At 54.3% G+C, this 22,805-nt stretch carries 20 protein-coding genes and 1 other RNA gene; 11 read left to right on the forward strand and 10 right to left on the reverse strand.

Going from position 1 to position 22,805, the window contains the following annotated elements; all coding sequences use genetic code 11:
- Window positions 1–12 precede the first annotated feature (12 nt).
- The 4 genes from adhE to M0644_RS11340 are packed head-to-tail and all read left to right on the forward strand — an operon-like array spanning window position 13 to window position 4,823.
- Window positions 13–2,670: a bifunctional acetaldehyde-CoA/alcohol dehydrogenase gene (adhE, locus tag M0644_RS11325; RefSeq protein WP_286625759.1), complete on the forward strand. Its 2,658-nt coding sequence runs from the start codon at window positions 13–15 to the stop codon at window positions 2,668–2,670.
- Window positions 2,670–3,371: a lipoate--protein ligase family protein gene (locus M0644_RS11330; RefSeq protein ID WP_286625760.1), complete on the forward strand. Its 702-nt coding sequence runs from the start codon at window positions 2,670–2,672 to the stop codon at window positions 3,369–3,371. The genes adhE and M0644_RS11330 overlap by 1 nt, the downstream gene beginning before the upstream one ends.
- Before the next feature lie 53 nt (window positions 3,372–3,424).
- Window positions 3,425–3,925 (forward strand): hypothetical protein, encoded by a 501-nt coding sequence (locus M0644_RS11335; RefSeq protein WP_286625761.1) that lies wholly within the window; start codon window positions 3,425–3,427, stop codon window positions 3,923–3,925.
- Between the two features lie 10 nt (window positions 3,926–3,935).
- On the forward strand, window positions 3,936–4,823 hold the full coding sequence (locus tag M0644_RS11340; protein ID WP_286625763.1) for a hypothetical protein: 888 nt from the start codon (window positions 3,936–3,938) through the stop codon (window positions 4,821–4,823).
- 19 nt (window positions 4,824–4,842) lie between these two features.
- On the opposite strand, the gene nadA is transcribed toward M0644_RS11340, so the two are convergent.
- The 4 genes from nadA to ffs form a co-directional block, all read right to left on the reverse strand.
- Window positions 4,843–5,802 carry a quinolinate synthase NadA gene (nadA, locus tag M0644_RS11345; RefSeq protein ID WP_286625764.1) on the reverse strand — a complete coding sequence of 320 codons (960 nt, stop codon included), beginning with the start codon at window positions 5,800–5,802 and terminating at the stop codon, window positions 4,843–4,845.
- 72 nt (window positions 5,803–5,874) lie between these two features.
- Complete coding sequence (gene crtD, locus M0644_RS11350) at window positions 5,875–7,371, reverse strand: C-3',4' desaturase CrtD (RefSeq protein WP_286625766.1); 1,497 nt, start codon at window positions 7,369–7,371, stop codon at window positions 5,875–5,877.
- Window positions 7,372–7,449: 78 nt separating this feature from the next.
- Complete coding sequence (gene hisIE, locus M0644_RS11355; RefSeq protein WP_286625767.1) at window positions 7,450–8,094, reverse strand: bifunctional phosphoribosyl-AMP cyclohydrolase/phosphoribosyl-ATP diphosphatase HisIE; 645 nt, start codon at window positions 8,092–8,094, stop codon at window positions 7,450–7,452.
- A 23-nt stretch (window positions 8,095–8,117) separates the two neighbouring features.
- An RNA gene (ffs, locus tag M0644_RS11360) (signal recognition particle sRNA small type) lies at window positions 8,118–8,214 on the reverse strand.
- A 120-nt stretch (window positions 8,215–8,334) separates the two neighbouring features.
- Here ffs and M0644_RS11365 point away from each other — a divergent pair.
- The 6 genes from M0644_RS11365 to cobS all read left to right on the forward strand — a co-directional run bounded on the left by M0644_RS11365 (window position 8,335) and on the right by cobS (window position 17,584).
- Complete coding sequence (locus tag M0644_RS11365; protein ID WP_286625769.1) at window positions 8,335–9,006, forward strand: PHP domain-containing protein; 672 nt, start codon at window positions 8,335–8,337, stop codon at window positions 9,004–9,006.
- Window positions 9,003–9,242 carry a hypothetical protein gene (locus tag M0644_RS11370; protein WP_149820936.1) on the forward strand — a complete coding sequence of 80 codons (240 nt, stop codon included), beginning with the start codon at window positions 9,003–9,005 and terminating at the stop codon, window positions 9,240–9,242. Before M0644_RS11365 ends, M0644_RS11370 begins: the two co-directional genes overlap by 4 nt.
- Window positions 9,243–9,342: 100 nt before the next feature.
- Window positions 9,343–12,423, forward strand: a complete 3,081-nt coding sequence (locus M0644_RS11375) for an FHA domain-containing protein (RefSeq protein ID WP_286625770.1) — start codon at window positions 9,343–9,345, stop codon at window positions 12,421–12,423.
- 75 nt (window positions 12,424–12,498) lie between these two features.
- Window positions 12,499–15,336 (forward strand): DNA polymerase I, encoded by a 2,838-nt coding sequence (gene polA / locus M0644_RS11380; protein ID WP_286625771.1) that lies wholly within the window; start codon window positions 12,499–12,501, stop codon window positions 15,334–15,336.
- Window positions 15,337–15,344: 8 nt separating this feature from the next.
- Complete coding sequence (locus tag M0644_RS11385) at window positions 15,345–16,856, forward strand: pitrilysin family protein (RefSeq protein ID WP_286625772.1); 1,512 nt, start codon at window positions 15,345–15,347, stop codon at window positions 16,854–16,856.
- On the forward strand, window positions 16,853–17,584 hold the full coding sequence (cobS, locus tag M0644_RS11390; protein WP_149820945.1) for an adenosylcobinamide-GDP ribazoletransferase: 732 nt from the start codon (window positions 16,853–16,855) through the stop codon (window positions 17,582–17,584). The genes M0644_RS11385 and cobS overlap by 4 nt, the downstream gene beginning before the upstream one ends.
- Here the strand turns inward: cobS and M0644_RS11395 are convergent.
- Complete coding sequence (locus M0644_RS11395; protein ID WP_286625773.1) at window positions 17,515–18,234, reverse strand: ComF family protein; 720 nt, start codon at window positions 18,232–18,234, stop codon at window positions 17,515–17,517. The genes cobS and M0644_RS11395 overlap by 70 nt on opposite strands.
- 12 nt (window positions 18,235–18,246) lie before the next feature.
- Entirely contained in the window at window positions 18,247–18,534 is a 288-nt protein-coding gene (locus tag M0644_RS11400) for a Mo-dependent nitrogenase C-terminal domain-containing protein (protein ID WP_149820949.1), read from the reverse strand.
- A 414-nt stretch (window positions 18,535–18,948) separates the two neighbouring features.
- Here M0644_RS11400 and M0644_RS11405 point away from each other — a divergent pair, with 414 nt between their 5' ends.
- Window positions 18,949–19,830 (forward strand): universal stress protein, encoded by an 882-nt coding sequence (locus tag M0644_RS11405; RefSeq protein ID WP_149820951.1) that lies wholly within the window; start codon window positions 18,949–18,951, stop codon window positions 19,828–19,830.
- A 63-nt stretch (window positions 19,831–19,893) separates the two neighbouring features.
- On the opposite strand, the gene M0644_RS11410 is transcribed toward M0644_RS11405, so the two are convergent.
- The 4 genes from M0644_RS11410 to M0644_RS11425 form a co-directional block, all read right to left on the reverse strand.
- Entirely contained in the window at window positions 19,894–20,208 is a 315-nt protein-coding gene (locus M0644_RS11410; protein ID WP_190278082.1) for a DUF5132 domain-containing protein, read from the reverse strand.
- A 131-nt stretch (window positions 20,209–20,339) separates the two neighbouring features.
- Window positions 20,340–20,549 carry a glycogen debranching protein gene (locus M0644_RS11415; RefSeq protein ID WP_149820955.1) on the reverse strand — a complete coding sequence of 70 codons (210 nt, stop codon included), beginning with the start codon at window positions 20,547–20,549 and terminating at the stop codon, window positions 20,340–20,342.
- Window positions 20,550–20,630: 81 nt separating this feature from the next.
- Window positions 20,631–21,806, reverse strand: coding sequence for an 8-amino-7-oxononanoate synthase (gene bioF, locus M0644_RS11420; protein ID WP_286625774.1), 1,176 nt, complete (start codon window positions 21,804–21,806; stop codon window positions 20,631–20,633).
- A 40-nt stretch (window positions 21,807–21,846) separates the two neighbouring features.
- Window positions 21,847–22,599, reverse strand: a complete 753-nt coding sequence (locus tag M0644_RS11425; RefSeq protein ID WP_286625775.1) for a response regulator transcription factor — start codon at window positions 22,597–22,599, stop codon at window positions 21,847–21,849.
- Window positions 22,600–22,805 lie beyond the last annotated feature (206 nt).

Below are 22,805 nucleotides of genomic sequence, written 5' to 3' on the forward strand. Positions count from 1 at the left end.
AAGGAGTCGCCCATGACTGCCCAAGCCTTAACTCATTCTCAACCCGTTCAAACCATTGCCGATCTCGAAGCACTCATTGAGCGCGTCCAAAGGGCACAAACCCAGTATGCCCAGTTTACCCAAGAGCAGGTGGATCACATTTTCCACCAAGCGGCCATGGCGGCCAACCAAGCGCGGATTCCCCTTGCCAAACAAGCCGTTGCCGAAACGGGCATGGGGGTTGTCGAAGATAAAGTCATTAAAAATCACTTTGCCTCGGAATATATCTACAACAAGTACAAACATGAGAAAACCTGCGGCGTAATTGAGGATGATCCCATTTTTGGCATTCAAAAAATTGCTGAACCCGTGGGGATCATTGCCGGTGTGGTGCCGGTGACGAACCCAACTTCGACGACCATCTTTAAGGCATTGATTGCCCTGAAAACCCGCAATGGCATTATCTTTTCGCCCCACCCCCGAGCCAAGGGCTGTACGGTGGCCGCAGCCAAGGTGGTGTTGGATGCAGCGGTTGCTGCCGGGGCGCCCCCAGATATTATTGGCTGGATTGATGAACCCACCATTGAACTCTCCCAAGCCCTGATGCAGCACCCCCAAATTAAATTGATTTTGGCTACAGGAGGGCCGGGCATGGTGAAGGCGGCCTATTCCTCTGGCCATCCGGCGATCGGGGTCGGGGCGGGGAATACCCCAGTGCTCATTGATGCCACAGCCGATATTCCCACAGCAGTGAGTTCGATTCTCCTGAGTAAGGCCTTTGACAATGGCATGATCTGTGCCTCGGAGCAGGCGGTGATTGTTGTTGATGAGATCTATGATGCGGTCAAGGCCGAGTTTCAACGGCGGGGGGGCTACATTCTCTCCCCTGAGGAACGGCAGCGGGTGGCACAACTCCTCCTGAAAGATGGTCGTCTCAATGCCGCCATTGTTGGTCAATCGGCAGCCACCATTGCTGCAATGGCCAATATCCAAGTGCCGCCCGAGACGCGGGTACTCATTGGCGAAGTGAGTGAAGTCGGGTCGCAGGAGCCATTTTCCTATGAGAAACTCTGTCCGGTATTGGCCTTGTATCGGGCACCCCAGTTCCACAAAGGGGTGGAGATTGCCGCACAGTTGGTGAATTTTGGCGGCATGGGGCATACCTCTGTGCTCTACACCGATCCCCGCAATCAAGATGATATTGCCTATTTCAAATACCGCATGCAAACGGCGCGGGTTCTGATTAATACACCTTCTTCCCAAGGGGCGATCGGGGATCTCTACAACTTCAAGTTGGATCCCTCGCTGACCTTGGGGTGTGGTACGTGGGGCGGTAATGTCACGTCGGAAAATGTCGGTCCCCATCACCTGTTGAATATCAAAACGGTGAGCGATCGCCGCGAAAATATGCTCTGGTTCCGCGTGCCGCCGAAAATTTACTTCAAACCCGGCTGCCTACCCATTGCCCTGCGGGATCTGGAAGGGAAAAAACGCGCCTTCCTCGTCACCGATAAACCCCTCTTTGACTTGGGCATCACTGACCCGATTGTGCACACCCTCGAAGAACTGGGCATCAAGCACGACATCTTCCATGAAGTGGAGCCAGACCCGACCCTGAGTACGGTGAATCGCGGCCTAGAACTGCTGCGAGACTATCAGCCCGATGTGATTATTGCCGTGGGGGGTGGCTCACCCATGGATGCGGCCAAGGTGATGTGGCTGTTGTACGAGCATCCCGAAGTAGAGTTTGACGGCCTGGCCATGCGCTTCATGGATATTCGCAAGCGGGTGTACCAACTGCCCCCCTTGGGTCAAAAAGCCATGATGGTGGCAATTCCCACGACCTCGGGGACGGGTTCCGAAGTAACGCCCTTTGCAGTGGTTACCGACGATCGCGTGGGGATTAAATACCCCTTGGCGGACTATGCCCTCACGCCCACCATGGCGATTGTGGATCCCGACTTGGTGCTGCACATGCCCAAGAAACTCACGGCCTATGGCGGCATTGATGCCCTAACCCATGCCTTGGAGTCCTATGTATCGGTGCTCTCGACGGAGTTTACTGAGGGACTGGCATTGGAGGCAATCAAACTGCTGTTTACGTACTTACCCCGTGCCTATCGCTTGGGGGCGGCTGACCCAGAAGCTCGCGAGAAAGTTCACTATGCAGCGACGATCGCCGGCATGGCCTTTGCGAATGCCTTCTTGGGGGTTTGCCACTCGATGGCCCACAAACTTGGCTCCACCTTCCATTTGCCCCACGGCCTTGCCAATGCGCTGATGATTTGCCATGTCATCCGCTATAACGCCACGGATGCCCCTCTGAAACAGGCAATCTTTCCACAGTACAAGTATCCACAAGCCAAGGAACGCTATGCCCAAATTGCCGACTTTCTTGAATTGGGTGGTAGCACTCCAGAGGAAAAAGTGGAGCGCCTGATTGCCGCCATTGAAGACCTGAAGGCGCAGTTAGAGATTCCAGCCACCATTAAGGAAGCCCTCAACAGTGAGGATCAAGCCTTCTATGAACAGGTGCAAAGCATGGCCGAACTCGCCTTTGACGATCAGTGCACGGGGGCAAATCCTCGCTATCCGCTGATTCAGGACCTGAAGGAGTTGTATATCCTTGCCTATATGGGGTGTCGGCGGGATGCGGCAGCCTACCATCCAGCGGAAGCAACGTCGAGTTGATGTGGCGTTATCTGCCCCCCTTGGCAGCACCGGGGAGGGTGCAAATGGCGGTGGATCGGTGGTTGTGGCAGTCTAGCGATCGCCCCTGTCTGCGGTTTTACACTTGGTCACCGCCCGCCATCTCCCTTGGCTATAGTCAGCGGCAAATTCCAGAGCACTGGCAACACCTGCACTGGCAGGGGCAACCCATCGAACTGGTGCAGCGACCCACGGGGGGGCGGGCTGTTTTGCACCAAGGGGATCTCACCTACAGTCTAGTGGTGTGGGGGTTGGGGCAACGGCGGCGACAGGTTTATACCGATCTGTGTCAATTCCTGAGGGTAGGGTTTGAGCGCCTAGGATGGCCTCTGCAGTTGGGACAAGACCCCTATTCCTCTCAAGCGCCGATCAATTGCTTTGCCCAAGCCACCGTGGCCGATTTGGTTTTACCTACGGGCGAGAAAGTTATTGGTAGTGCCCAAGCCTGGCGGGGCGATCGCGTTCTGCAACATGGTTCAATTGTCCTGACTCCTGACCTCGATCTATGGCAGCAGGTATTTGGCAGTGTTCCCCATCGGCAGTCCCTTCCCCCTTTAGAGGTGGTGCAAACGGCTCTCTTGGACGCCTTTGAGGCGCAGTGGCAAGTGAAACTGACCCCGGAACCCTTGAGCGATCGCGAGTGGCAAGAGATTAATGCAGAAATTAACAAAGTATCAAACTAGGGCTGTGGCTTCGCCTTCTAGGCTATGATTGGCTTGTTGTCTTGGGGATTCACATGGCACGCTGGCTGACTGCGCTTGTTTTAGCCCTGACGCTTCTCATTACCGGTTGCGCCCCTACCCCGCCCTCTCCCTATGAGCAGGTGCAACAGGAAAGCACCCAGCGCAATGCACCCCCGGCAGTGAGTCGTGAAGCCACCCAAGGCAGTGAATTTAATCGCTTCTTTCCGCCCGAGGGGAATGGCTTTGAGCGCATCTATGTCCAAGAGAAAAAGGGCTTTGCCGAGGCTAAGCTGAAAAAAGATGGCAAAGAACTGGCGATGCTGGCCATTTCCGATACGATTAGCACCCCTGAGGCTGCCGCCAAGTTTCGAAACAGTACGATGCAGATTGCCGGCTATCCAGCAGTAGAGGTGGGAACCACACAAACAGCCATTCTGGTGGCCAACCGCTATCAGGTGAAGGTACTCTCCCGTGATCCCAGCTTTACCGCCAGCGATCGCCGCGAATGGATTGAAAAATTTGATCTTGCTGGTTTAGCCCAACTTGCCCCCTAAGGAGACCACCGTGAGCGAAGCTATCTACAAAATTGTTGATCAACTCCCCACTGGGGGCATCACCGTTATGGCCCTCAAGTCCTTGGATTTCATCATTCCCGGCCAGTGGCAAAATATCGTTGGTTTTGATAACACAATCCGCCATGTGACTGGGGAAACGGATCCTGCCTTGATTCGCCAAATTGGCGATCGCGCCGTGCGGCTCTTTAATGACAAATCCCAAGGCTATCAGCGGGCACTGTGGCTCTATCAAACCGTGGACAACACCGATGCTCTCTTAGGAGCGGCTGCCCTTGCCAACAAAGTGGGCGAGAAAATTTCCTTCCTCGGCTTCTTGGATAAAATGACGCCCAAGCCAGAGCGGGCGCAGTCCATTGACCTCAGCATTAAGCTGATTGTGGAAATTCTGGCCTTTTGTCAAATCAATGGCATTCCCGGTGACAGCCTCGGCGACTTCCTGCGTGCCCTTGCCGACTACAGTGGTGAATCCCTGATGCGGATGGCCGCCCTCATCTGCTTTGATGGCCTGATTCCCCTAGGGCCTGACTTTCTTCTCAAATGCTTGGGCACACTGCAAAGCTTGCAACCCAATGATCTCCAGGAAAACCCCACCTTCAAAGCAATTGGCAGTGTCGTGCCGGGGGGCAATCCCAGCGGTCAATTGGGCTTTATTGTCGAAAGTTTTAATGCCGTGCAGGGGTGGATGCATCAATTTGTCAGCAGCCACGAGTTAACGCCGCAAAAGGTGATCAATAGTCTGCAAAGCTTTATTGAACTCTCGAAGGATAACCTCGACTACTTGGGAGCCTTTTTGGACATGAGCACCAACTACTACTACCATACGGGCGTTCAGACCCTCGCTCGTCGCCTGATTGAGCGAGCAGTTGCTGAGATTTAAGGGAGCTGACACCCTTGGTTTAGGACATTTCCAGCATGCGTTGGATGGGTTTGAGCGCTGCAAGGCGGATGTCTTCTGGTAGTTCAATCTGGGGCTGGCGATCGCGCATACACCAATAGAGTTTTTCTAGGGTATTCAGGCGCATAAAGGGGCACTCATTACAATTGCAGGTCTGATCCTGAGGGGGCGCAGGGATAAAGGTTTTCTCTGGGTTGCGCCGCTGCATCTGGTGGAGAATCCCCGGCTCGGTGACAACGATAAAGGTATCGTGATCTTGGCGTTGGCTATAGTTGAGCAAAGCCGTTGTCGAACCAATAAAATCGGCATGGCGGAGTACGGCTTCTTCACATTCGGGGTGGGCAATCACCTGGGCCGTGGGGTAGGCGGCCTTGAGTTCGAGGATGCGTCGCTCGGAGAAGGTTTCATGGACAATGCAACTGCCGTCCCACAGCACCATCTGCCGTCCGGTTTGTGCCATGACATAGCGACCAAGGTTGCGATCGGGGGCAAAAATCAGGGGCTGATCCGCAGGCAACTGCTGCACAATTTTCACTGCATTAGAACTGGTGCAAATAATGTCACTCAGGGCTTTGATTTCAGCAGTGCAGTTAATGTAGGAAATCACCCAATGGTCAGGATACTGCGCCTTAAAAGCAGCAAAGGCGTCCGCAGGACAACTGTCTGCCAAAGAACAGCCCGCCGCCAAATCCGGCAGCAACACCAGCTTATCGGGGTTGAGAATCTTGGCGGTTTCGGCCATGAAATGCACCCCAGCAAAAACAATGACATCGGCATTGGTACTGGCGGCCTGCCGCGACAGCCCAAGGGAATCACCAATGTAATCGGCTACATCTTGAATGGCGGGGTCTTGGTAGTAGTGGGCTAGAATCACTGCATTCAGTTCCCGCTTCAGGTCTTGGATGGCCGCAATTAAATCCAACGGCAGGGACGGTTGAGGGGCAGCGAGAGTCGCAAACACAGGCAGTGGGTTCCTTTCGCAATTGGTAACGAGTCTCTCTATTATAGTGATTTTCACCAAAATAGGAATCCCTTAGGCATCATTGGCGAGCAGTTGCTGCACAAGGGCACGGGCACCATAGCTGACACCGGCCGTACCTTCCCCCGGATGCACGGAATCTCCCACTAACCACAGGTGAGGAATCGGGGTGCGGGTTGCTAAGCCAAAGGGGCCAAAGGTGCTCAGGCGTTGACTCATGCCCCCGACAATGCCATCTAGCCGCGCGGTATAGCGCCAGAAGGTGCGGGGGGTCGCCGCTTCACAGTGGACAATGTGCTCAGGCCGCAGATCAAAGAATTCCCCGAGGTGTTCAAGAGCTGTTTGGGTGTATTGCGCCTTGGTGGCGGCATAGTCTAAGTCAGGCTGACGCCAAAAATTCACTTCGGTGAAGCTCGAAGCAATCAGGGTGCGATAGCCAACAGGGGCACGGCCATCCCGCGGCTGACTGACGGAGACAAAGAGGGAGTTGTTTTCGCCAATGGGGCCTGCAGGATCGTAGAGAAATTGCAAGTGGGGCGGACAGGCTGTGGGAATGGCCGCCTCTTTAACGCCAAGGTAAATCACAAAGGCACCGGAGGCTGGGGGCAGGGTTTTTAGACGGCGAGCATAGCCCGCGGGAAGGGCATCCCCTAGGAGTTGGGGTAGGTTTTGGGCAGGGACATTGGCCACAATGTGATCGGCTTCGACCCGCTGAAGGGTTTTTGTTTTTAAGTTCTCCACCTGTACAGCAACGGCACGCCCCCGCTCGACTTCAATGTAACGCACCAAATGCCGGGTGTAAATTTGACCGCCATCGCGCTGCAAGGCATTGGCGAGTAAATCACTGAGAACCTGCATACTGCCGTGGAGATGGTAGAGGCCGTGGGGGTCTTGGGACAGACAGAGGGCGGTGGCGGCATAGAGGAGTGCAGTTTCACTGGCATCCACTTGGGAGTAGAGCTTGAGTTGCAAATCCAGAAATTGCCGCAGCCGGCGATCGCCCCCGACACCACAGAGAGTCATCCAATCGGTCACCGTCATCAGGCTAAAGGGCAACGTGAGAAGCGTCTCCGGACGCAGGGCTTGCACCAATTGCCACAGATCAAAGCCATTGCGCGGGGGCAAAATGGGCTGCCGCTGCTGAAATCGCCAACTAATGGCAAAGAGGTGTTCGAGGCCTTGCCAAAACCGCTCACTGTGGGGAAAGTGGCGTTGACGTTCCTGTTGCCAGCGATCGCGATCGCGCCAAACATTGATGGGCGTTGTTTCCTGCGGCAGATACACCGCACAGGCAGGATCGCAGGGGGTTGCTGCCGGCAGAGGCATCTCCAATTCAGCAAAAATTGCCGCGTGAATCCCCCCCGGCTCAAGGCCAGCCACTTGGGTGGCGCCAACATCGAAGGTAAAGCCCCGCCGCTGAAATGTGGAGGCACAGCCCCCCAGTTGGGCTGCCTGCTCAAACAGCTGAACGCGATAGCCCCGTCGTGCCAACAATGCCGCTGTGGTCAGACCCCCAATGCCGCCGCCAATGACGACCACCTGCTTTGCCATTTGTATAGTTATGTAAATTACCTGTATCTAGCACTTTAACGACGTTGAGCCAGTGCTGACAAGGAAAACGGCAAGCAACTAGCGCCGCCGCAACTGAAGCTGCTCATAGACCTGCCGCAGGGACACCCCATGATAGGCAAGGGCAACTAGCGTGTGGTAAAACAAGTCCGCCACCTCACCGGCGATCGCCTCGGGGTCATCGTCTTTGCAGGCCATCACCACTTCTACGGTTTCTTCGCCCAGCTTCTTGAGAATTTTATTATCACCGGCTGTGAACAGGCTGGAAGTGTAGGACTGTAGCTGTGGAAAGTCGCGCCGCTGACAGACCACGTTATACACTTGCGAAAGGGTATCTGCTGGTGGGTCTTCTACCCGTTGTCCGGCCTCCCCATGGCGGTGGAAACAACTGCGCTGCCCCGTGTGGCAAGCGACTTGGCCCACTTGCTCTACTGTTAACAACAGGGCATCACTATCGCAGTCGTAGCGGATACTTTTGACCCACTGGACATGGCCAGAGGTTTCGCCCTTGGGCCACAGTTCTTGGCGCGAACGACTCCAAAACCACGTACGACCGGTTTCAAGGGTTTTCTGTAGCGATTCCCGATTCATCCACGCCAGCATCAACACGGTGCCGTCCAAATAGTCTTGGATAATTGCTGGCACTAAACCCCGTTCATCGTAGCGAATCTCATCGAGGGGGAGGCTAAGGGTAGTGGCAGGCATGAATCGTTCGCAGGTCTCAAGAGGGTGACCCGGAGATCACGCCTACCGCAAGCATCCCGTATTGCTGCTTCCTTCCGGACCTGACAAGGTTGAGGCGTTGCGATCGCATGATTCCGAGCCAACTTGTATCCTAGCACACCCCATCGAGGTACATAAATCGCCCTATTAGGAATCTTTATCTCTCGTTTCTTAAAGAAAGTTTATATTAAAGAGGTAACAGCGTAAGATTTGGTAATGCCTATGACCCTTGCTGCACTGATGGTGACGCAGGCGGAGACCCTCAAAGGTCTCTTTCGGACATTGACGGCAACCAGTTGTCCCTATCGCTATAACTTTCATCTCCATACCATCTGCTCCGATGGCCAGCTGACACCGCAGCAAGTGGCACAGCAGGCAATGATCCATGGCCTCAAGGGATTTGCCATTACCGATCACCATGCCCTAGAGGGCTATTTTCAGGCTCGCATCTACGTAGAAGCCTATCCAGGAACGGATCGCCCCCAAATTTACACGGGCATTGAAATTACGGCTCAACTCTTGGGTACTGAGGTGCATATTCTGGGCTATGGCTTTGACCCCCATGCCTGGGTTTTGCATCCCTACGCCTTGGGAACTGCTCCCGAAGGAGAATTGGCACAAGCAGAACGGGTGATTGCGGCTCTCCATGAGGCGGGGGGTCTGGCAATTTTGGCGCACCCGGCACGTTATCGGCTGCCCGCTGAACAATTGATTCCCGCAGCTGTGGCGCGGGGGATTGATGGGGTGGAAACCTACTACTGTTACAGCAATCCCGATGTGTGGGAACCCACCCCTGAAACAACAGCCCTTGTGCATGCTTTGGCCGTTGAACACCAGTTGCTGGAGACCTGCGGCACGGATACCCATGGCCAAGATATTTTGGTGCGGCGATGACGGTGACTGAAATCCTGATCACCTTAGGGGCGATCGCCATCAGTGGGTTGGTGCTGCACTGGTTGATCAGGGTGCTGAAGGTGACCGTGGGTACTGCCTTGAGGATTGCCCTAATTGTCTTCCTATTGCAACTCTTTTTTGGCATTGGTCCCGATCGCCTGTGGGAGCAAGCGCAGTTTCTATGGTCACAGGTGGCGAGTTATTTGCCGATGCCTTCCTTGCCATCCTCGCAATAATGATAGGTTTCTGCGCCGGTTGAGCTTTGGCGGGCGTCTTTTGTCAGATCGGCCAGAATCCAGTAAACTGACCGGCATCAAGCCCCTTTGCCCCAAGGTCATGACTCAAACAGCATGGTTAGAACTTGTCAAATCCGTCAGTGAGCAGGGGGTTCAGCTACCCGCCAGCGGCCTCAAAATTGGCCGTGCCCCCGATAATGACATTGTCCTCAATGATCTTTCCGTGTCCCGCTACCACGCTTTCTTGGAGTGGCAAGAAGGGAAAGTTCACCTCGTGGATCTCGGCAGTACAGCGGGCACCCATCTCAATGGCCAACCGGTTGTGCCCAATACCCCCATTCCCCTCGAAGATGGCGACCTGATTACACTGGGCAACTCTGCTGTGCGCTTTCGCCTCATCTGGCACTACCACGACTATCAACTCCGTGCCACTGAGGTCAGCAAAGAGACTGAAGTCCCTGTGATTGAAGTGCGCACCAAAACATGGCGACAACGCTGGGGGCTACAGGAGCAAACGACGCTTTTGGGAACCCATCCCGCCTGCGATGTGGTGGTGGATACCCCTGAACTTTTGCCCTGCCACTTGAAATTACGCTTTGCGGATCAGCATTTGCAGGTGGTAGATCTCAGTGACCCGCAACCGGCAATGAATGTGCATTTGGGAATCGGGGAGAGTTATGCCCTGACGGAATTTGTCACACTGACCTATGTGGGGCAGCAGTTGCCCGATCGCATTGACACAGAGCGTCATGCCGTTGTCTTTAGCCCCGCGACGGAGTTGAGCACAGCAACAGTACTGGCGATTCCTGAGGCCGATGCGACATCCACCGTCCCCGTGAAGACGATTTCGCTGGTGGGATACAACACGTTCACGATTGGCCGCGATCCAAGCAATGATCTGGTGATTGAGCATCCAACGGTGTCCCGTCACCACGCCAAAATTGAGCGCCGCAATGGCGATTTCCTGCTCACGGATCTGGGGTCGAGTAATGGCACGTTTGTCAATGGCCGTGAGGTGGAGGAACCCACACTGCTGCGGGTGGGGGACAGTATTCGCATTGGTAGCGATCGCCTTGTCCTCAATGTTGATGAAACCCTGACCCAATATGCCGAATCGGGTCACATGCGCCTAGATGCCATCAACCTCAGTAAGGTGGTGGGCAAGGGAACGCAAATTCTCCACGATATTTCGCTATCGATCATGCCCAAGGAGTTTGTGGCCATCTTGGGACCTAGTGGTAGCGGCAAGTCAACGCTCCTCGATGCCCTCAATGGACTGCGGCCAGCAACAACCGGCACCGTACTGGTGAATGGCACAAATTTCTACCGCAACTATCAGGCCTTTCAAGCGCAATTGGGCTATGTGCCGCAGAAGAATATCATCCACGAGGAACTGACGATCGCCCAAGCCTTGGAATACGCGGCAAAACTACGCATGCCTCCCGATACAACCCCAGCGGAACGCCAACAGCGGGTGACCGAGGTGTTAACAGAATTGGGACTGAACCATCGTCGCGATGTGCCCATTTCCCGCCTCAGTGGCGGTCAGCAGCGGCGGGTGTGTATTGGTGCCGAATTGCTCACGCAACCCAGTCTCTTCTTCCTCGATGAGGCCACCTCTGGCTTAGATCCGGGCACGGAAGCTGACCTGATGTTTTTGCTGCGGCAGTTGGCGGATCAGGGGCGAACGATTCTCATTATTACCCACGCCACCCAAAATATTCGGGAGTGTGATCTGGTGATCTATCTAGCGGCGGGCGGCCGGCTGGCCTACTTTGGTCCTCCTGATCAACTGCTGCCCTACTTTCGGGCTACCTTTGGCGATCGCTTTAGTGGCATTAAGCTTGAGGATTTCTCTGGTATTTATCGTGCCCTAGACAAAGAGAAAAACCCCAATGCTCCCACTTCGGCAGAACTAGAGGAAGCCTACCGGCGATCGCGCCTCTATCAGGAATATGTGGTCGGGCGACAGCAGGTGCTAGCTCACATGCCCGATGAAAGTCAACGGCGCACCAAGGGCAAATCCCGTCGCAGCAGTGAAACCAAGTCGAAAATCTCCCCTTGGCAACAATTTCTCATTCTCACCCGCCGCAATCTCACAATTCTTGGCCAAGATCGTAGTAACCTACTGCTGACCCTCTTAATAGCCCCCCTCTTGGGGAGTTTGAGTTTTGTTTCTTGGCAGCGGGATCTCTTTAATCCGGAAACGGGGAATGGGGGTCAAGCCCTGACGATGATTTTTGTCACCAGTCTGATTGCTGTGATGATTGGTGCGATGACAACGATGCGGGAATTGGTTAAGGAGGTGGAGGTTTATCGGCGGGAGCGGATGATTGGCCTGCGGCTGTTGCCCTACATTGGCTCCAAGGTGGCGATCGCCCTTGGGCTAGCCCTTTATCAAGCGGCCACTTACCTTGCGGTGACAAAGCTGGCGGTGGATTTACCGGGAGATTGGGGGGTTACTTTTGCCATGTACGTCACCCTTGCCCTTGCCATTTTTGGCGGTATGGCGATGGGTCTTTTGGTCTCTGCCTTTGCCCCTAGCCAGAACATTGTGCCGCTACTGGTGCTGATGTTTTTAGTGCCCCAAATTATCTTTAGTGGCGGGATTCAGCCCGTTTCTTCCTTCGGGTTACCGGGGCAGATTATTAACCATCTGACGGTGATTAAGTGGCCCTTTGAGGCGATGGTGAAGCTCACGGGTATGGGGGATGACATTGCCAATGACCCCTGTTGGCTGGAGCCAGAGGAAGAGCGGGAAAAAATGACCGAGGAGATGCAGCGGGATTTTTGTCTTTGCTATGGTCCGGGTCTGTTTCAAACCTGCAACTTTCCGGGTATTCGCGCCAAATATGTACCGGCAGTGGATGAACCCGCCCCCCCTCGACCGGCGTCTCCCGGCGATCCCCCCAATGATCCAGCGGCGCTCCAAGACTATCTGCAACGGCTGCAAGCCTATCAGGCAGCCATGGATGAGTGGGAACTAAAATATTCTGAGTGGAACCGCCAACGCAGTCGTGCCATCAATGAAGCCCAAGGGATTATCAGCCGCTTCCAACGAGATCAAGGCTACATGTTTACCGTAGATGTGCAACGCCATTGGCGCGATCAAAGCATTCTCATCTTGGCAATGCTAGTGGCTTTGCCCTTCTGCCAAAAACGCCGTGACTTTAGCCGTTGATACGCTGGCATTTTCAGGGGTGGGGTTTTGGAGCAATTTTTTGAATAATGGAAAAGCTGTCCTCTTCACGCTCCCATGTCCACCCCCAATCTCTTGCTTATTGATGGCCATTCCTTGGCCTTTCGTGCCTACTACGCCTTTAGTAAGGGGCGAGAGGGGGGGTTGCGTACCTCCACGGGGATTCCCACTAGTGTGTGTTTTGGCTTTCTTAAGACGCTGCTGGAGATTCTGGAGCAGCAGCAGCCGGATCATGTGGCCATTGCTTTTGATTTGGGGGAACCCACCTTTCGCCACACAGCCGATGAGAACTACAAGGCGGGACGGGCGGAGACTCCAGCGGACTTTATGACCGATATTGCCAATTTGCAGGCGTTGCTGCGGGCACTGCGTCTACCCCTGTTGAGTCAGCCGGGCTATGAAGCCGATGATGTGATTGGTACGGTGGTCCATCGCCTGCGACCCCAAGGATGGCAGGTGTCCATTGTCAGTGGCGATCGCGACCTCTTTCAATTGATTGATCGCGAAGGTCAAGTACAAGTCTTGTATCTGGGGAATACCCTTGGCCAACGCAAGCAGGGTCTGGAGGCCTTTGATGCCCTCAAGGTCAAGGAAAAAATGGGGGTTTGGCCCGAGCAAATTGTGGACTATAAAGCCCTCTGTGGCGACGCCAGCGATCGCATTCCCGGTATTAAGGGGATTGGCCCGAAAACAGCGGTGCAATTACTGAGTCAGTACCCTACCCTTGAAGATATTTACGCCCACATCAATGAGATTACGCCCCCCAGCCTGAGAACGAAGCTGATCAATGGGGAGGCCGATGCCCGCCATTCCCGCACACTGGCTCAAATTGTCCTCGATGTCCCCTTGGAACTCCCCCTAGAGGAACTGCATCTGAGTCCCTTTGACTGGCCAACGCTGGATCAGCTATTGGATCAGTTGGAGTTTCGTGCCCTGCGGATGCAACTTCAGGACTGGCACCTCCGCTTGGGGGGGACACTGCCGGATGTAGAGAGCGATGCGGATGCAACATGGTTTTTTGCCCCGACGGACACCCCCGATCCAGTGAATGTGCAACTCATTGAAACGCCAGAGCAACTGCAATGGCTGATCGCCCAGTTAGAAACCTGTACCGATGCGAACCATCCCGTGGCTTGGGACACGGAAACCACGGCCTTGAACCCCCGTGATGCTGCCTTGGTGGGCTTGGGCTGCTGTTGGGGCGCAGCGCCTGATCAGGTGGCCTATCTGCCCTTGGGGCACAAAGAGGGGCAGAACCTACCCCTACCAGAGACCCTCGCCGCTTTGCGACCGATTCTTGAGGGCGATCGCTACCCCAAAGTCTTGCAAAATGCCAAGTTTGACCGCTTGGTGCTGCGGTTTCAGGGGATTCAATTACGAGGCGTGGTGTTTGACACAATGCTGGCGAGCTATGTGATTAATCCCGAAGCCAGTCACAACCTCAAGGATCTGTGTCAACGCTATCTGCCCCTCCAAGCCCAAACCTACCGCAGTCTTGTCGGCAAAGATCAAACCCTTGCGGATCTGTCTCTGGCCACGGTGGCACAATACTGCGGCCTCGATGTCTATACCACCTATCTTCTCAAGGACAAACTAGAGGCCGACTTGACCCCCCGCCTGCGGCAACTCCTCCTAGAGATAGAATTGCCCCTCGAACCCATTCTGGCGGAAATGGAAGCCACGGGGATTCGTATTGACAGTGACTATTTGCGGCAACTCTCCCAAGAACTGGAACAGCAACTGGCAGCCCTGCAACAACAAGCATGGGATGCCGTGGGACAACCCTTTAACTTGGCCTCCCCCAAGCAACTGAGTGAACTGCTCTTTGGCACCTTGGGGTTAGATCCGAAAAAGACCCATAAAACGAAACTGGGCTACTCCACCGATGCCGCAACCCTCGAAAAACTGCGGGGAGATCATCCTGTGATTGAACTCATTTTGAACCATCGCACCCTCGCCAAGCTCAAATCCACCTATGTGGATGTGTTGCCCACCTTGGTACGTCCAGACACAGGACGGATTCACACGGACTTTAACCAAGCCGTAACGGCAACCGGGCGCCTTTCCTCCTCTAATCCCAATCTGCAAAATATCCCCATTCGCACCGAGTTTAGTCGGCAAATTCGCCGCGCCTTTATTCCCGAGCCGGGCTGGTTGCTGGTGGCAGCGGACTATTCCCAAATTGAGTTGCGCATCCTCGCTCATCTGAGTCAAGAGCCTGCCCTGCTAGAGGCCTACCAAAAAGGGGAGGATGTCCATCATCTCACAGCTCAGTTTCTCTTAGAAAAAACCGACATTAGTTCCAGCGAGCGACGCTTGGGCAAAATTATTAACTTTGGCGTCATTTACGGGATGGGAGCGCAGCGGTTTGCCCGTGAGGCCGGGGTGAGTGTGGCCGATGCTAAGGTGTTTATTCAGCGGTTTTACGATCGCTATCCACGGGTCTTTGACTATTTGCGGCAAATGGAACGGCTTGCCCTCAGCCAAGGCTATGTGGAAACCATTTTGGGACGGCGGCGCTATTTTGAATTTCAGAGTTCTGAACTGCAAGTCCTGCGGGGCAAGCCTTTAGAGGTGCTAGCCGATGTCGATCCCAGTAAACTAAAAATGAGCAATTACGAGCGGGGGCTATTGCGGGCGGCAGCCAATGCCCCGATTCAAGGGTCCAGTGCCGATATTATTAAGTGTGCGATGGTGAAACTGGCTCCCCTACTTTCCCCTGAAGAAGCCCGCCTGCTGCTCCAAGTCCACGATGAATTGGTGTTGGAGATGACCCCTGAGGCGTGGGAACAACTGCAAACTACGATTCCCGAAGTTATGAGTACAGCAGTACCCCTGAGTGTGCCCCTTGCGGTGGACATTTACGCGGCGGCCAACTGGCTGGAGGCCAACTAGGTTTGTTGATGCGGCAGCAACGCCACTGGCAAGTTTATTTCTGGCAAATTCTCCTCTGCCTTGTTTTGGGGGCGATCGCCCTCTCCTTGCCGGCCGACGCCCAAACGATTCGCCCCTACATTGACCGTGCCATGGATCAAATTAGTGAATTCTATCTTGACAATGGGATGCACTTCATTGTCATGGAGCAACACCAAGCCCCGATAGTGTCATTTCTCACCTACGTGGATGTGGGGGGCGTTGATGAACCGGAAGGCCAGACCGGTGTGGCGCACTATCTGGAACACTTGGCCTTTAAGGGCACCCGCCGCATTGGGACGACGGATTATGCCCCTGAAAAAGAAAAACTTGCCCAACTGGATCGCCTCTTTGAGCAACTGCAAGCCACGACGGATGAGCGGCAACGTCAGGCATTGATTACGGAATTTGCCGCTGTGCAGCAGGCTGCCGATCGCTATGTGATTCGCAATCAATATGGCCAAATTGTCCAGCAGGCCGGGGGCGTGGGTCTCAATGCAACCACATCTGCCGATGCCACCCGTTACTTCTACAGTTTTCCCGCCAACAAATTGGAACTGTGGATGTCCCTAGAGTCGGAACGCTTTTTGGAACCCGTCTTTCGCGACTTCTATCAAGAAAAGGAAGTCATCCTTGAGGAGCGGCGGTTGCGCACTGAAAATTCCCCCACCGGCCAACTCTTTGAGGCCTTTTTGGCCACCAGCTTTCGTCAGCATCCCTACCGCCAACCCGTCATTGGCTACCGTGAGGATATTCAAAACCTGCGCCGCGCCGATGTGGAACGGTTCTTTCGCCAGTATTACACCCCCGACAAAATGACCATGGTGCTGGTGGGAGACGTGGATCCCCAAGAGGTTAAGAAATTAGCCAAGGTTTATTTTGGTCGCTATCCCAAAGGCGCCGCCAAGACCCCAACGATTCCCCCCGAACCGCCGCAAACGGAACCTCGGCAGATTACCCTCGAATTCGCCAGTCAACCCCTCTATATTGAAGCCTATCCCTGTCCACCTTTGGGGGATCCCGCGTACCTCACCTATGAAATTTTGGCACGTCTCCTCAGTGGCGGTCGCACGTCCCGTCTGTACCGTTCCCTTGTCCTAGAGCAAAAACTCGCCCTCAATGTCCAAACCTATGTGGGCTTCCCCGGCAACAAATACCCCAATCGCTTTCTCATCTACGGGGCACCGGCACCGGGTCAAACGACGGCTGCCCTTGCCGCAGGTATTGCCCAAGAACTGAAGGCACTGCAAACTGCCCCCGTGACCCCAGCCGAATTGGAGCGGGTAAAAACCCAACTGCGGATGGAACTGCTGCAAAATCTGATGTCCAATGAGGGCATGGCCAAACTCTTGGCGGAGTATGCTGTAAAAGGCGGCGGCTGGCAGCAACTCTTTGCCCGTTTAGAGGCCATTAATGACATTACCTCTGCCGATATTCAGCGGGTGGCTCAATCCCTGCAACCGCAGCAGCGAACCGTGGCACAGATTCAAACTCGCCCATGAAGTCCATTTGGATGGAATGGCTGGGGGCGATCGCCTTCTATACCTGTTTGCCCATTCCCCCTAACTGCCCCATGCAATTGGCGGGAGCTGCCAAGTGGTGTCCTTGGGTGGGGCTACTGTTGGCAATGCTTCTCTGGGGGGCGCAGTGGCTGCTGGCACTTTTGCACGTTCCCCCCCTCGTGGCCAGTGTCTTGGTTGTGGCACTTTGGCTAGGATTAACTGGGGGATTGCACTTGGATGGTGCCATGGACACGGCCGATGGTTTAGCCGTCAGGGATCAACAGCGGCGCCTTGAGGTGATGGCGGACAGTCGAGCGGGGGCTTTTGGCGTCATGGCCGCAATTGTGATCCTGCTCTTAAAAGTCACGAGCTTAAGTAGCTTAGAGAAGGGCGGCGTTTTGGTGTGGGTATTGGTGCTGGGGCGCCTTGCTCAGGTGTGGGCGATCGCCCGCTATCCCTATTTGAAACCCCAAGGCACGGGTCAGATCCATAAAGCCAGTGGTGTCTTTCCCCGCGATTTTTGGCCGAGTGGTTTACTAGTGCTCTTCCTCAGCTTCCTGCTGCCGCTTCCCCTCGGGCAATTACTTTTTGGTTTGCTCTTGATTCTCTTGATCCCGGCATGGTTGCAGTGGCAGTTGGGCGGTCACACGGGGGATACCTATGGTGCGGTTGTTGAGTGGACGGAAGCCTTGATGTTGGTTGCCTTGACGGTGGGATCGGTCAATTGATCCGGCAGCGCCACGGCCACGGTGATGATCCCCAAGACCTTGTAGCCAGCCCCCCGTAATACTGCGGCTGCAGTTCGTGCCGTTGTCCCCGTGGTATAAATGTCATCGCACAAAAGGAGCCAGCGCTGGCGTTGCAGACCCCGCCCAAGGCGAAAGGCATTGTCAAGATTGGCTTGGCGTTCTGTGAGTGAAAGCTGAAACATGGACTGGGTTGCTCTTTGGCGGATTAATCCCACTGGGGCAAGGGGTAGCTCAAGGGCACGGCAAAACCCCTCAGCAATGAGCGCTGCTTGATTAAAGCCCCGGCTCTGCAATTTATCGCGATGGAGGGGAATGGGCACAATCTGCAACGGGAGGCGTTGGGCGATCTTCGCTTCCAACCAACTCAGGGCTAACCATTGGCCAAACAGGGCAGCCAGTTCGGGGTGATTGTTGTATTTCATGGTGGCGATCGCCCGCTTGAGGTCTTGCTGATAATACCCCCAAGGAAAAAGGGGGAGACTGCCTCGCCAGTAGCGTTGGCGTTGGTGCACTTCCCATGACCTTAGCCGCCGTTCACAATCCCTACAGATCGTTTGGGGACTGGCTCGACCGCAACAGGAACAGGGCTGTTGCCCCAAAAAGGAGGTGAGCGATCGCCACACCAGCACACCCCCTAGGTACTAACAGTAGGCACTAATATCCTCATGGCACTCATCCGCCAAATAGCAGAGGGCACGGTAGCGCAACAGCATGAGCTCCTCGTAAAGGGGATTGAGGTGGCACAGGGGCGGAATGTGAATATGCCATTTTGCAACCACGATATCGCGTTCAAAGGGACACTGGGCGGGGATCAAGCGGCATAGACGATGCGCTAGCTGGCGATCGTGCACTTCTAGATGCTCTAGCCACTGCCGGACAGGCCACAAAATTGTGCGGAGCATGCGCTGCCCCAACGTCAAAATTGTCATCAACTCAACACCTCAACTCAATCATTGAAGTTAGCAGCGAAAAATCTCCTTCCTCGCCTTTTTAAGAAGGTAATTGCAATCAGTTAAAACAATGTCCTCAGAAGGGCAAATTTATCGCTGCATTTTATGGCAAAAGGAGCGTTGTGATTCACTTTGGATCGCCCTTAGCAAGGCGCAACATCCCAGAGAAATCTTAATGAAAATCGCATCACGATAGACAATCTCCTTGCTTCACAGGGATTTAGTAGTAGTGGATACATTGTTGAATTTAATGCTGATCCTGTATCCATCCTTATTCTAGTGAGTTCCACTGAACTTGACGATGGGGTTTTCCGAAAAGTTGCCCCCACAGTAGCGCACGTCCCCCTTCCTAAGCTAATCTGCAATTAGAGTCTGGCATCGGGGAGCAACAGCATGTTCAAGAACATATTGATTCCAACAGATCTCCATGATGGTCTCCCCAAACTGACCCACTACCTTGAGGCACTGAAAACAGCGGGTGCTCGCAGGTTGATCTTCTTCCATGCCCGCCCCATTGACGAGGATGGCGATAAGCCTCGGCTGCGGGAAAAAAAGCTGCAACAGGCACGCGAATTACTCAAAATCGATGCCGCAAAAGTTCCAGCGGATCTTAAAGCAGAAGTGATCATCGAAAACCGCCGCCCCGCCGATGCCATTCTGGACACCGTTGAAAAGCATCAAATTGACTTGGTGCTGGCCAGCCGTCCCATTCGCAATCTCTTGGACGAGAAGCTCTTCGGCAGTACAACCATTGAGGTGCTGCAACGGATTAAAGTGCCAGTGATGATTATGCGCCCGCAAGTGTTGTGGGTGATGACAACCGCAGAACTGAATCTCCGCTGTCAAAATCTCTTTCGCCACCTACTGGTGCCCTACGACCACAGCCCCTCTGCCCAACACCTTGTTCAAAAACTGCGGGAAGGCGTGCAAAAGCGCGATCAAACCAGCATTGCTGCACTGACCTTCTGCTGGATTATCAGCGATGCCGGCAAAGGGGAACTGGGAGTTGGCGAGCAACGTCCGAAGGCTGAAAAAATTCTTGCCGAGCTAAAGCAAGAATTCACAGGCTATGGCCTCAACGTCGAAACTGAGATTCGCTTTGGTAGCCCTGTCGTTGAAGCCCAACTCGCTGCCCACGATCGCGACATCTATGGGATTGCCGTTTCCTCTGGTTCCGTCGGTAAAATTTGGGAGTTATCAATCCCTAGCTTTGCCGGGGAGATCATTCGCCGTTGCGTCTTTCCCGTGATCTATTTCCCGCCCGCTGGTCGCTAATTAAAAAAAATAAAGAGGGGGCAGCAGAACTACCCCAAAGGCATTTCAATTAGGCACTAAAACTTAGCTAATCGTCACTTGGCGGGGTTCCTCAGGCGCGGCGGCCTTTGCTGCTTTTTGCTCCATCATTTCTGAGCGGGCTTCGGCAACCAAGTCTTGGAAAGACTCACTGGCTTCAGCGACAGCCGTCTGTGCCTTTTCATAGGCTTCAAACGCCCACATCAAGCCTGATTTTGCCGCATTGCGAGCTTGCTCTGCCAAGTTGTGACCGGTCATTGAGTCAACGGCACCCACAACGGGGGCAACAGCAACAGCACCCACCCCAAGGGCAAGCACGGTAAGTGGTTCTAAACCAAGTAACAGGGCTTCAAACTCCATTCTGCGGCATCCTCCAAAGGAAAAGAAATGATCAGCACATCGCACCCATCATAGCAAAGGTGCAGGGAGGGCAACGTCCCCACTGGCTTAATCGCTCCACTAAGATTCTTATGCAGGGCTGAGCCAAAAGATTAGCAGAGCTTGAGGGCAGTACTGGGAACCTCATCCCAAGAGGCCACGGTACGCAGGCGCACTTGCCAACCGGCGGCTTTTTGTTCTGTCGTCAAGTTTTTCTCAAAAGACTGCACACACTCCCTCGCCTGTGCTTCATCACGACAGGCAATACAGGCATAAAGCAGGCCAGAGGGATCAATTTGCTCGCTCACCCAAATCGTCCTCATCACTCACTCCTTGGCACAGTTTGCCGATGGCACGGAACTATCTACAGCCTAGGCGAAATAGAGAGTGATCGTCAGCGATTCTTAACAGCCCTTTAATAAGGCTCCCAACGCTGCCAACAATTGCCCAATGTGCTCAGAAGTGTGATCGGCTCTTAGGGTGATGCGCAGACGACTAAAGGGCACGGTCGGTGGCCGTACCGCCGCCACCCAACATCCAGCCTCTTGTAATTTCTGACTCCATTGGAGAACAGTGACTGGATCGGGAGCAGGCAGGCAAAAGATGGGGGTCGGTAGCGGACGGGGCAAAACGGGGCAACCCAATTCTTGCAGTCCTTCTTCGAGTTGTTGAATGCGCTCCTCAAGGGCTTGGCGCAGGGCAGGCTCTGCTTGTAGTTGCTCAAGGGCGGCAAGGGCAGCAGCGGTATCGGCAGGTGAAAGTCCCGTGCTATAGCTCCATGTGCTGGCACGGTGTTGCAAATAGGTGATCAGGGCTTGAGGGCCGGCAATGTATCCCCCTAAACTGCCAAGGGCTTTGCTGAGGGTACCCATTTGAATGACGGTCGGACTCGATTGCTTCAAGGCGGCTAAGGTACCGGCACCATTAGTTCCCAACACCCCTGTGCCGTGGGCATCGTCCACCAGTACCATGGCTGTGTAGGCTTCGGCTAGCGCCAATATCTCCTCTAGGGGGGCAACATCCCCATCCATACTAAAGACACCATCGGTGAGGATAAGACAGCGGCGGTATTGGCAGCGATGGGTTTCTAGAAGTTGGGCAAGGATGGCGACGTTGTTGTGGGGATATTCGTAGAAGACGGCCCGACTGAGGCGAGCACCTTTTTTGAGGCAGGCATGGTTGTAGGCATCCCCTAGTACCAAGTCCCGTTGATCCACAAGGGCAGCAATGGTACCGAGATTGGCGGCAGTACCGGAACTAAAGACTAAGGCAGCCTCTGTACCTTTCCACTGGGCGATCGCCCGCTCTAGTTGTTCATGAAGACAACGTTGACCACTGAGAAGGCGAGACCCGGTCGCCCCAGTACCCCATTCGTCAATCGCCTTAATGGCGGCTGCTTTCACCTGCGGATGGTTGGCCAGACCCAAGTAGTCATTGCTGCAAAAGTTAATCAATGGGCGGGGTGGCTCGCCAACACTCACCACTGCCCCCGGTGCGCTACTGAGAAGGGGTTGGCGATACCAATGGGCACGGTGCAGGGCATCTAGGGCAGGTTCTAGCCACGCAAAGGGATCGCTCATTTGAGAAACTTGAGAATATTTTAGGAAGACTGGACAAAGTCTAAACCAATACGTGGCGGGGCGATCGCGGGGGACGGGAATGGGGTTTATTGCCATTCTGCTGGTAGCGCCCATTCAATGGCTCTAGGTGCAGCCGATAGCCCACATTGCGCACGGTTTGAATGAGGCGCGGCTGCTGCGGATCCACTTCGATTTTCTTACGCAAAGATAAGATATGCGTATCCACGGTGCGGGGGTTGTCAATGCTCTCTGGCCAAGCTCGCCGCAGCAACTCCTGACGACTCAAAGGCGTGCCCCCCATTTGCGTCAGAACATAGAGTAGGCTAAATTCCTGCGGTGTCAAATCCACTGGCACATTGCGTACCACCACTCGCCGCTGCACTAAATCGACTTGTAACTCACCCAAGTTCAGGACACTGGGTAAACAGGGGCGTGCTCGCCGTGCCAAGGCCTCGACTCGGGCAAGAAATTCCTGCATCCCAAAGGGTTTGGCCAAGTAATCATCGGCACCCACCCGCAGCGCCGTCACCACATCCGCTTCATCCTCATGGGCGGAAAGAACTAAAATCAAAACAGTGTTTTGGTAGTGAAGCCAGCGGCATAATTCCAAACCATTGCCCTCATTCAAGTCCAGATCGAGAACAACCAAATCGGGATGTCGCAGTTGAAATACTTCCTGCCCCTGTTGACAACCACTGGCAAGATGAACGATGTGCCCCACTTGCTGTAGGTGCCAGCCAAGGAGGGAACGCAGGTGGGGGTTACTTTCAATAATTTCAACGTGCATCAACATGAATACATCCCCACAACAACGGCGGAGTACAGGAAAAAGAGATTTCTTCTACATGTCTGGGAGAGGGTGCAACAGAGTGGCAATGTCTGGATGAATTGGATGCTAATTTAGCAAATTTAATCCCAATGATTTCGTAACGACTAATACTTTAGGGTTTTTTCTTGTTCCTGTAATAGAAAATTCTTACTCTGGCTCTAGTGACAAAA

Origin of the sequence: Thermosynechococcus sp. B1, from assembly GCF_030322985.1 — a bacterium.
Classification (GTDB): Bacteria; Cyanobacteriota; Cyanobacteriia; order Thermosynechococcales; family Thermosynechococcaceae; genus Thermosynechococcus.

What these genes read in the sequence shown, in the direction of transcription:
- adhE (WP_286625759.1), top strand. Translation starts at nt 13, where the DNA reads ATGACTGCCCAAGCCTTAACTCATTCTCAACCCGTTCAAACCATTGCC.
- M0644_RS11330 (WP_286625760.1), top strand. Translation starts at nt 2,670, where the DNA reads ATGTGGCGTTATCTGCCCCCCTTGGCAGCACCGGGGAGGGTGCAAATG.
- M0644_RS11335 (WP_286625761.1), top strand. Translation starts at nt 3,425, where the DNA reads ATGGCACGCTGGCTGACTGCGCTTGTTTTAGCCCTGACGCTTCTCATT.
- crtD (WP_286625766.1), bottom strand. Translation starts at nt 7,371, where the DNA reads ATGGCAAAGCAGGTGGTCGTCATTGGCGGCGGCATTGGGGGTCTGACC.
- hisIE (WP_286625767.1), bottom strand. Translation starts at nt 8,094, where the DNA reads ATGCCTGCCACTACCCTTAGCCTCCCCCTCGATGAGATTCGCTACGAT.
- M0644_RS11365 (WP_286625769.1), top strand. Translation starts at nt 8,335, where the DNA reads ATGACCCTTGCTGCACTGATGGTGACGCAGGCGGAGACCCTCAAAGGT.
- M0644_RS11370 (WP_149820936.1), top strand. Translation starts at nt 9,003, where the DNA reads ATGACGGTGACTGAAATCCTGATCACCTTAGGGGCGATCGCCATCAGT.
- M0644_RS11375 (WP_286625770.1), top strand. Translation starts at nt 9,343, where the DNA reads ATGACTCAAACAGCATGGTTAGAACTTGTCAAATCCGTCAGTGAGCAG.
- polA (WP_286625771.1), top strand. Translation starts at nt 12,499, where the DNA reads ATGTCCACCCCCAATCTCTTGCTTATTGATGGCCATTCCTTGGCCTTT.
- M0644_RS11385 (WP_286625772.1), top strand. Translation starts at nt 15,345, where the DNA reads ATGCGGCAGCAACGCCACTGGCAAGTTTATTTCTGGCAAATTCTCCTC.
- cobS (WP_149820945.1), top strand. Translation starts at nt 16,853, where the DNA reads ATGAAGTCCATTTGGATGGAATGGCTGGGGGCGATCGCCTTCTATACC.
- M0644_RS11400 (WP_149820949.1), bottom strand. Translation starts at nt 18,534, where the DNA reads ATGACAATTTTGACGTTGGGGCAGCGCATGCTCCGCACAATTTTGTGG.
- M0644_RS11405 (WP_149820951.1), top strand. Translation starts at nt 18,949, where the DNA reads ATGTTCAAGAACATATTGATTCCAACAGATCTCCATGATGGTCTCCCC.
- M0644_RS11410 (WP_190278082.1), bottom strand. Translation starts at nt 20,208, where the DNA reads ATGGAGTTTGAAGCCCTGTTACTTGGTTTAGAACCACTTACCGTGCTT.
- M0644_RS11415 (WP_149820955.1), bottom strand. Translation starts at nt 20,549, where the DNA reads ATGAGGACGATTTGGGTGAGCGAGCAAATTGATCCCTCTGGCCTGCTT.
- bioF (WP_286625774.1), bottom strand. Translation starts at nt 21,806, where the DNA reads ATGAGCGATCCCTTTGCGTGGCTAGAACCTGCCCTAGATGCCCTGCAC.
- M0644_RS11425 (WP_286625775.1), bottom strand. Translation starts at nt 22,599, where the DNA reads ATGTTGATGCACGTTGAAATTATTGAAAGTAACCCCCACCTGCGTTCC.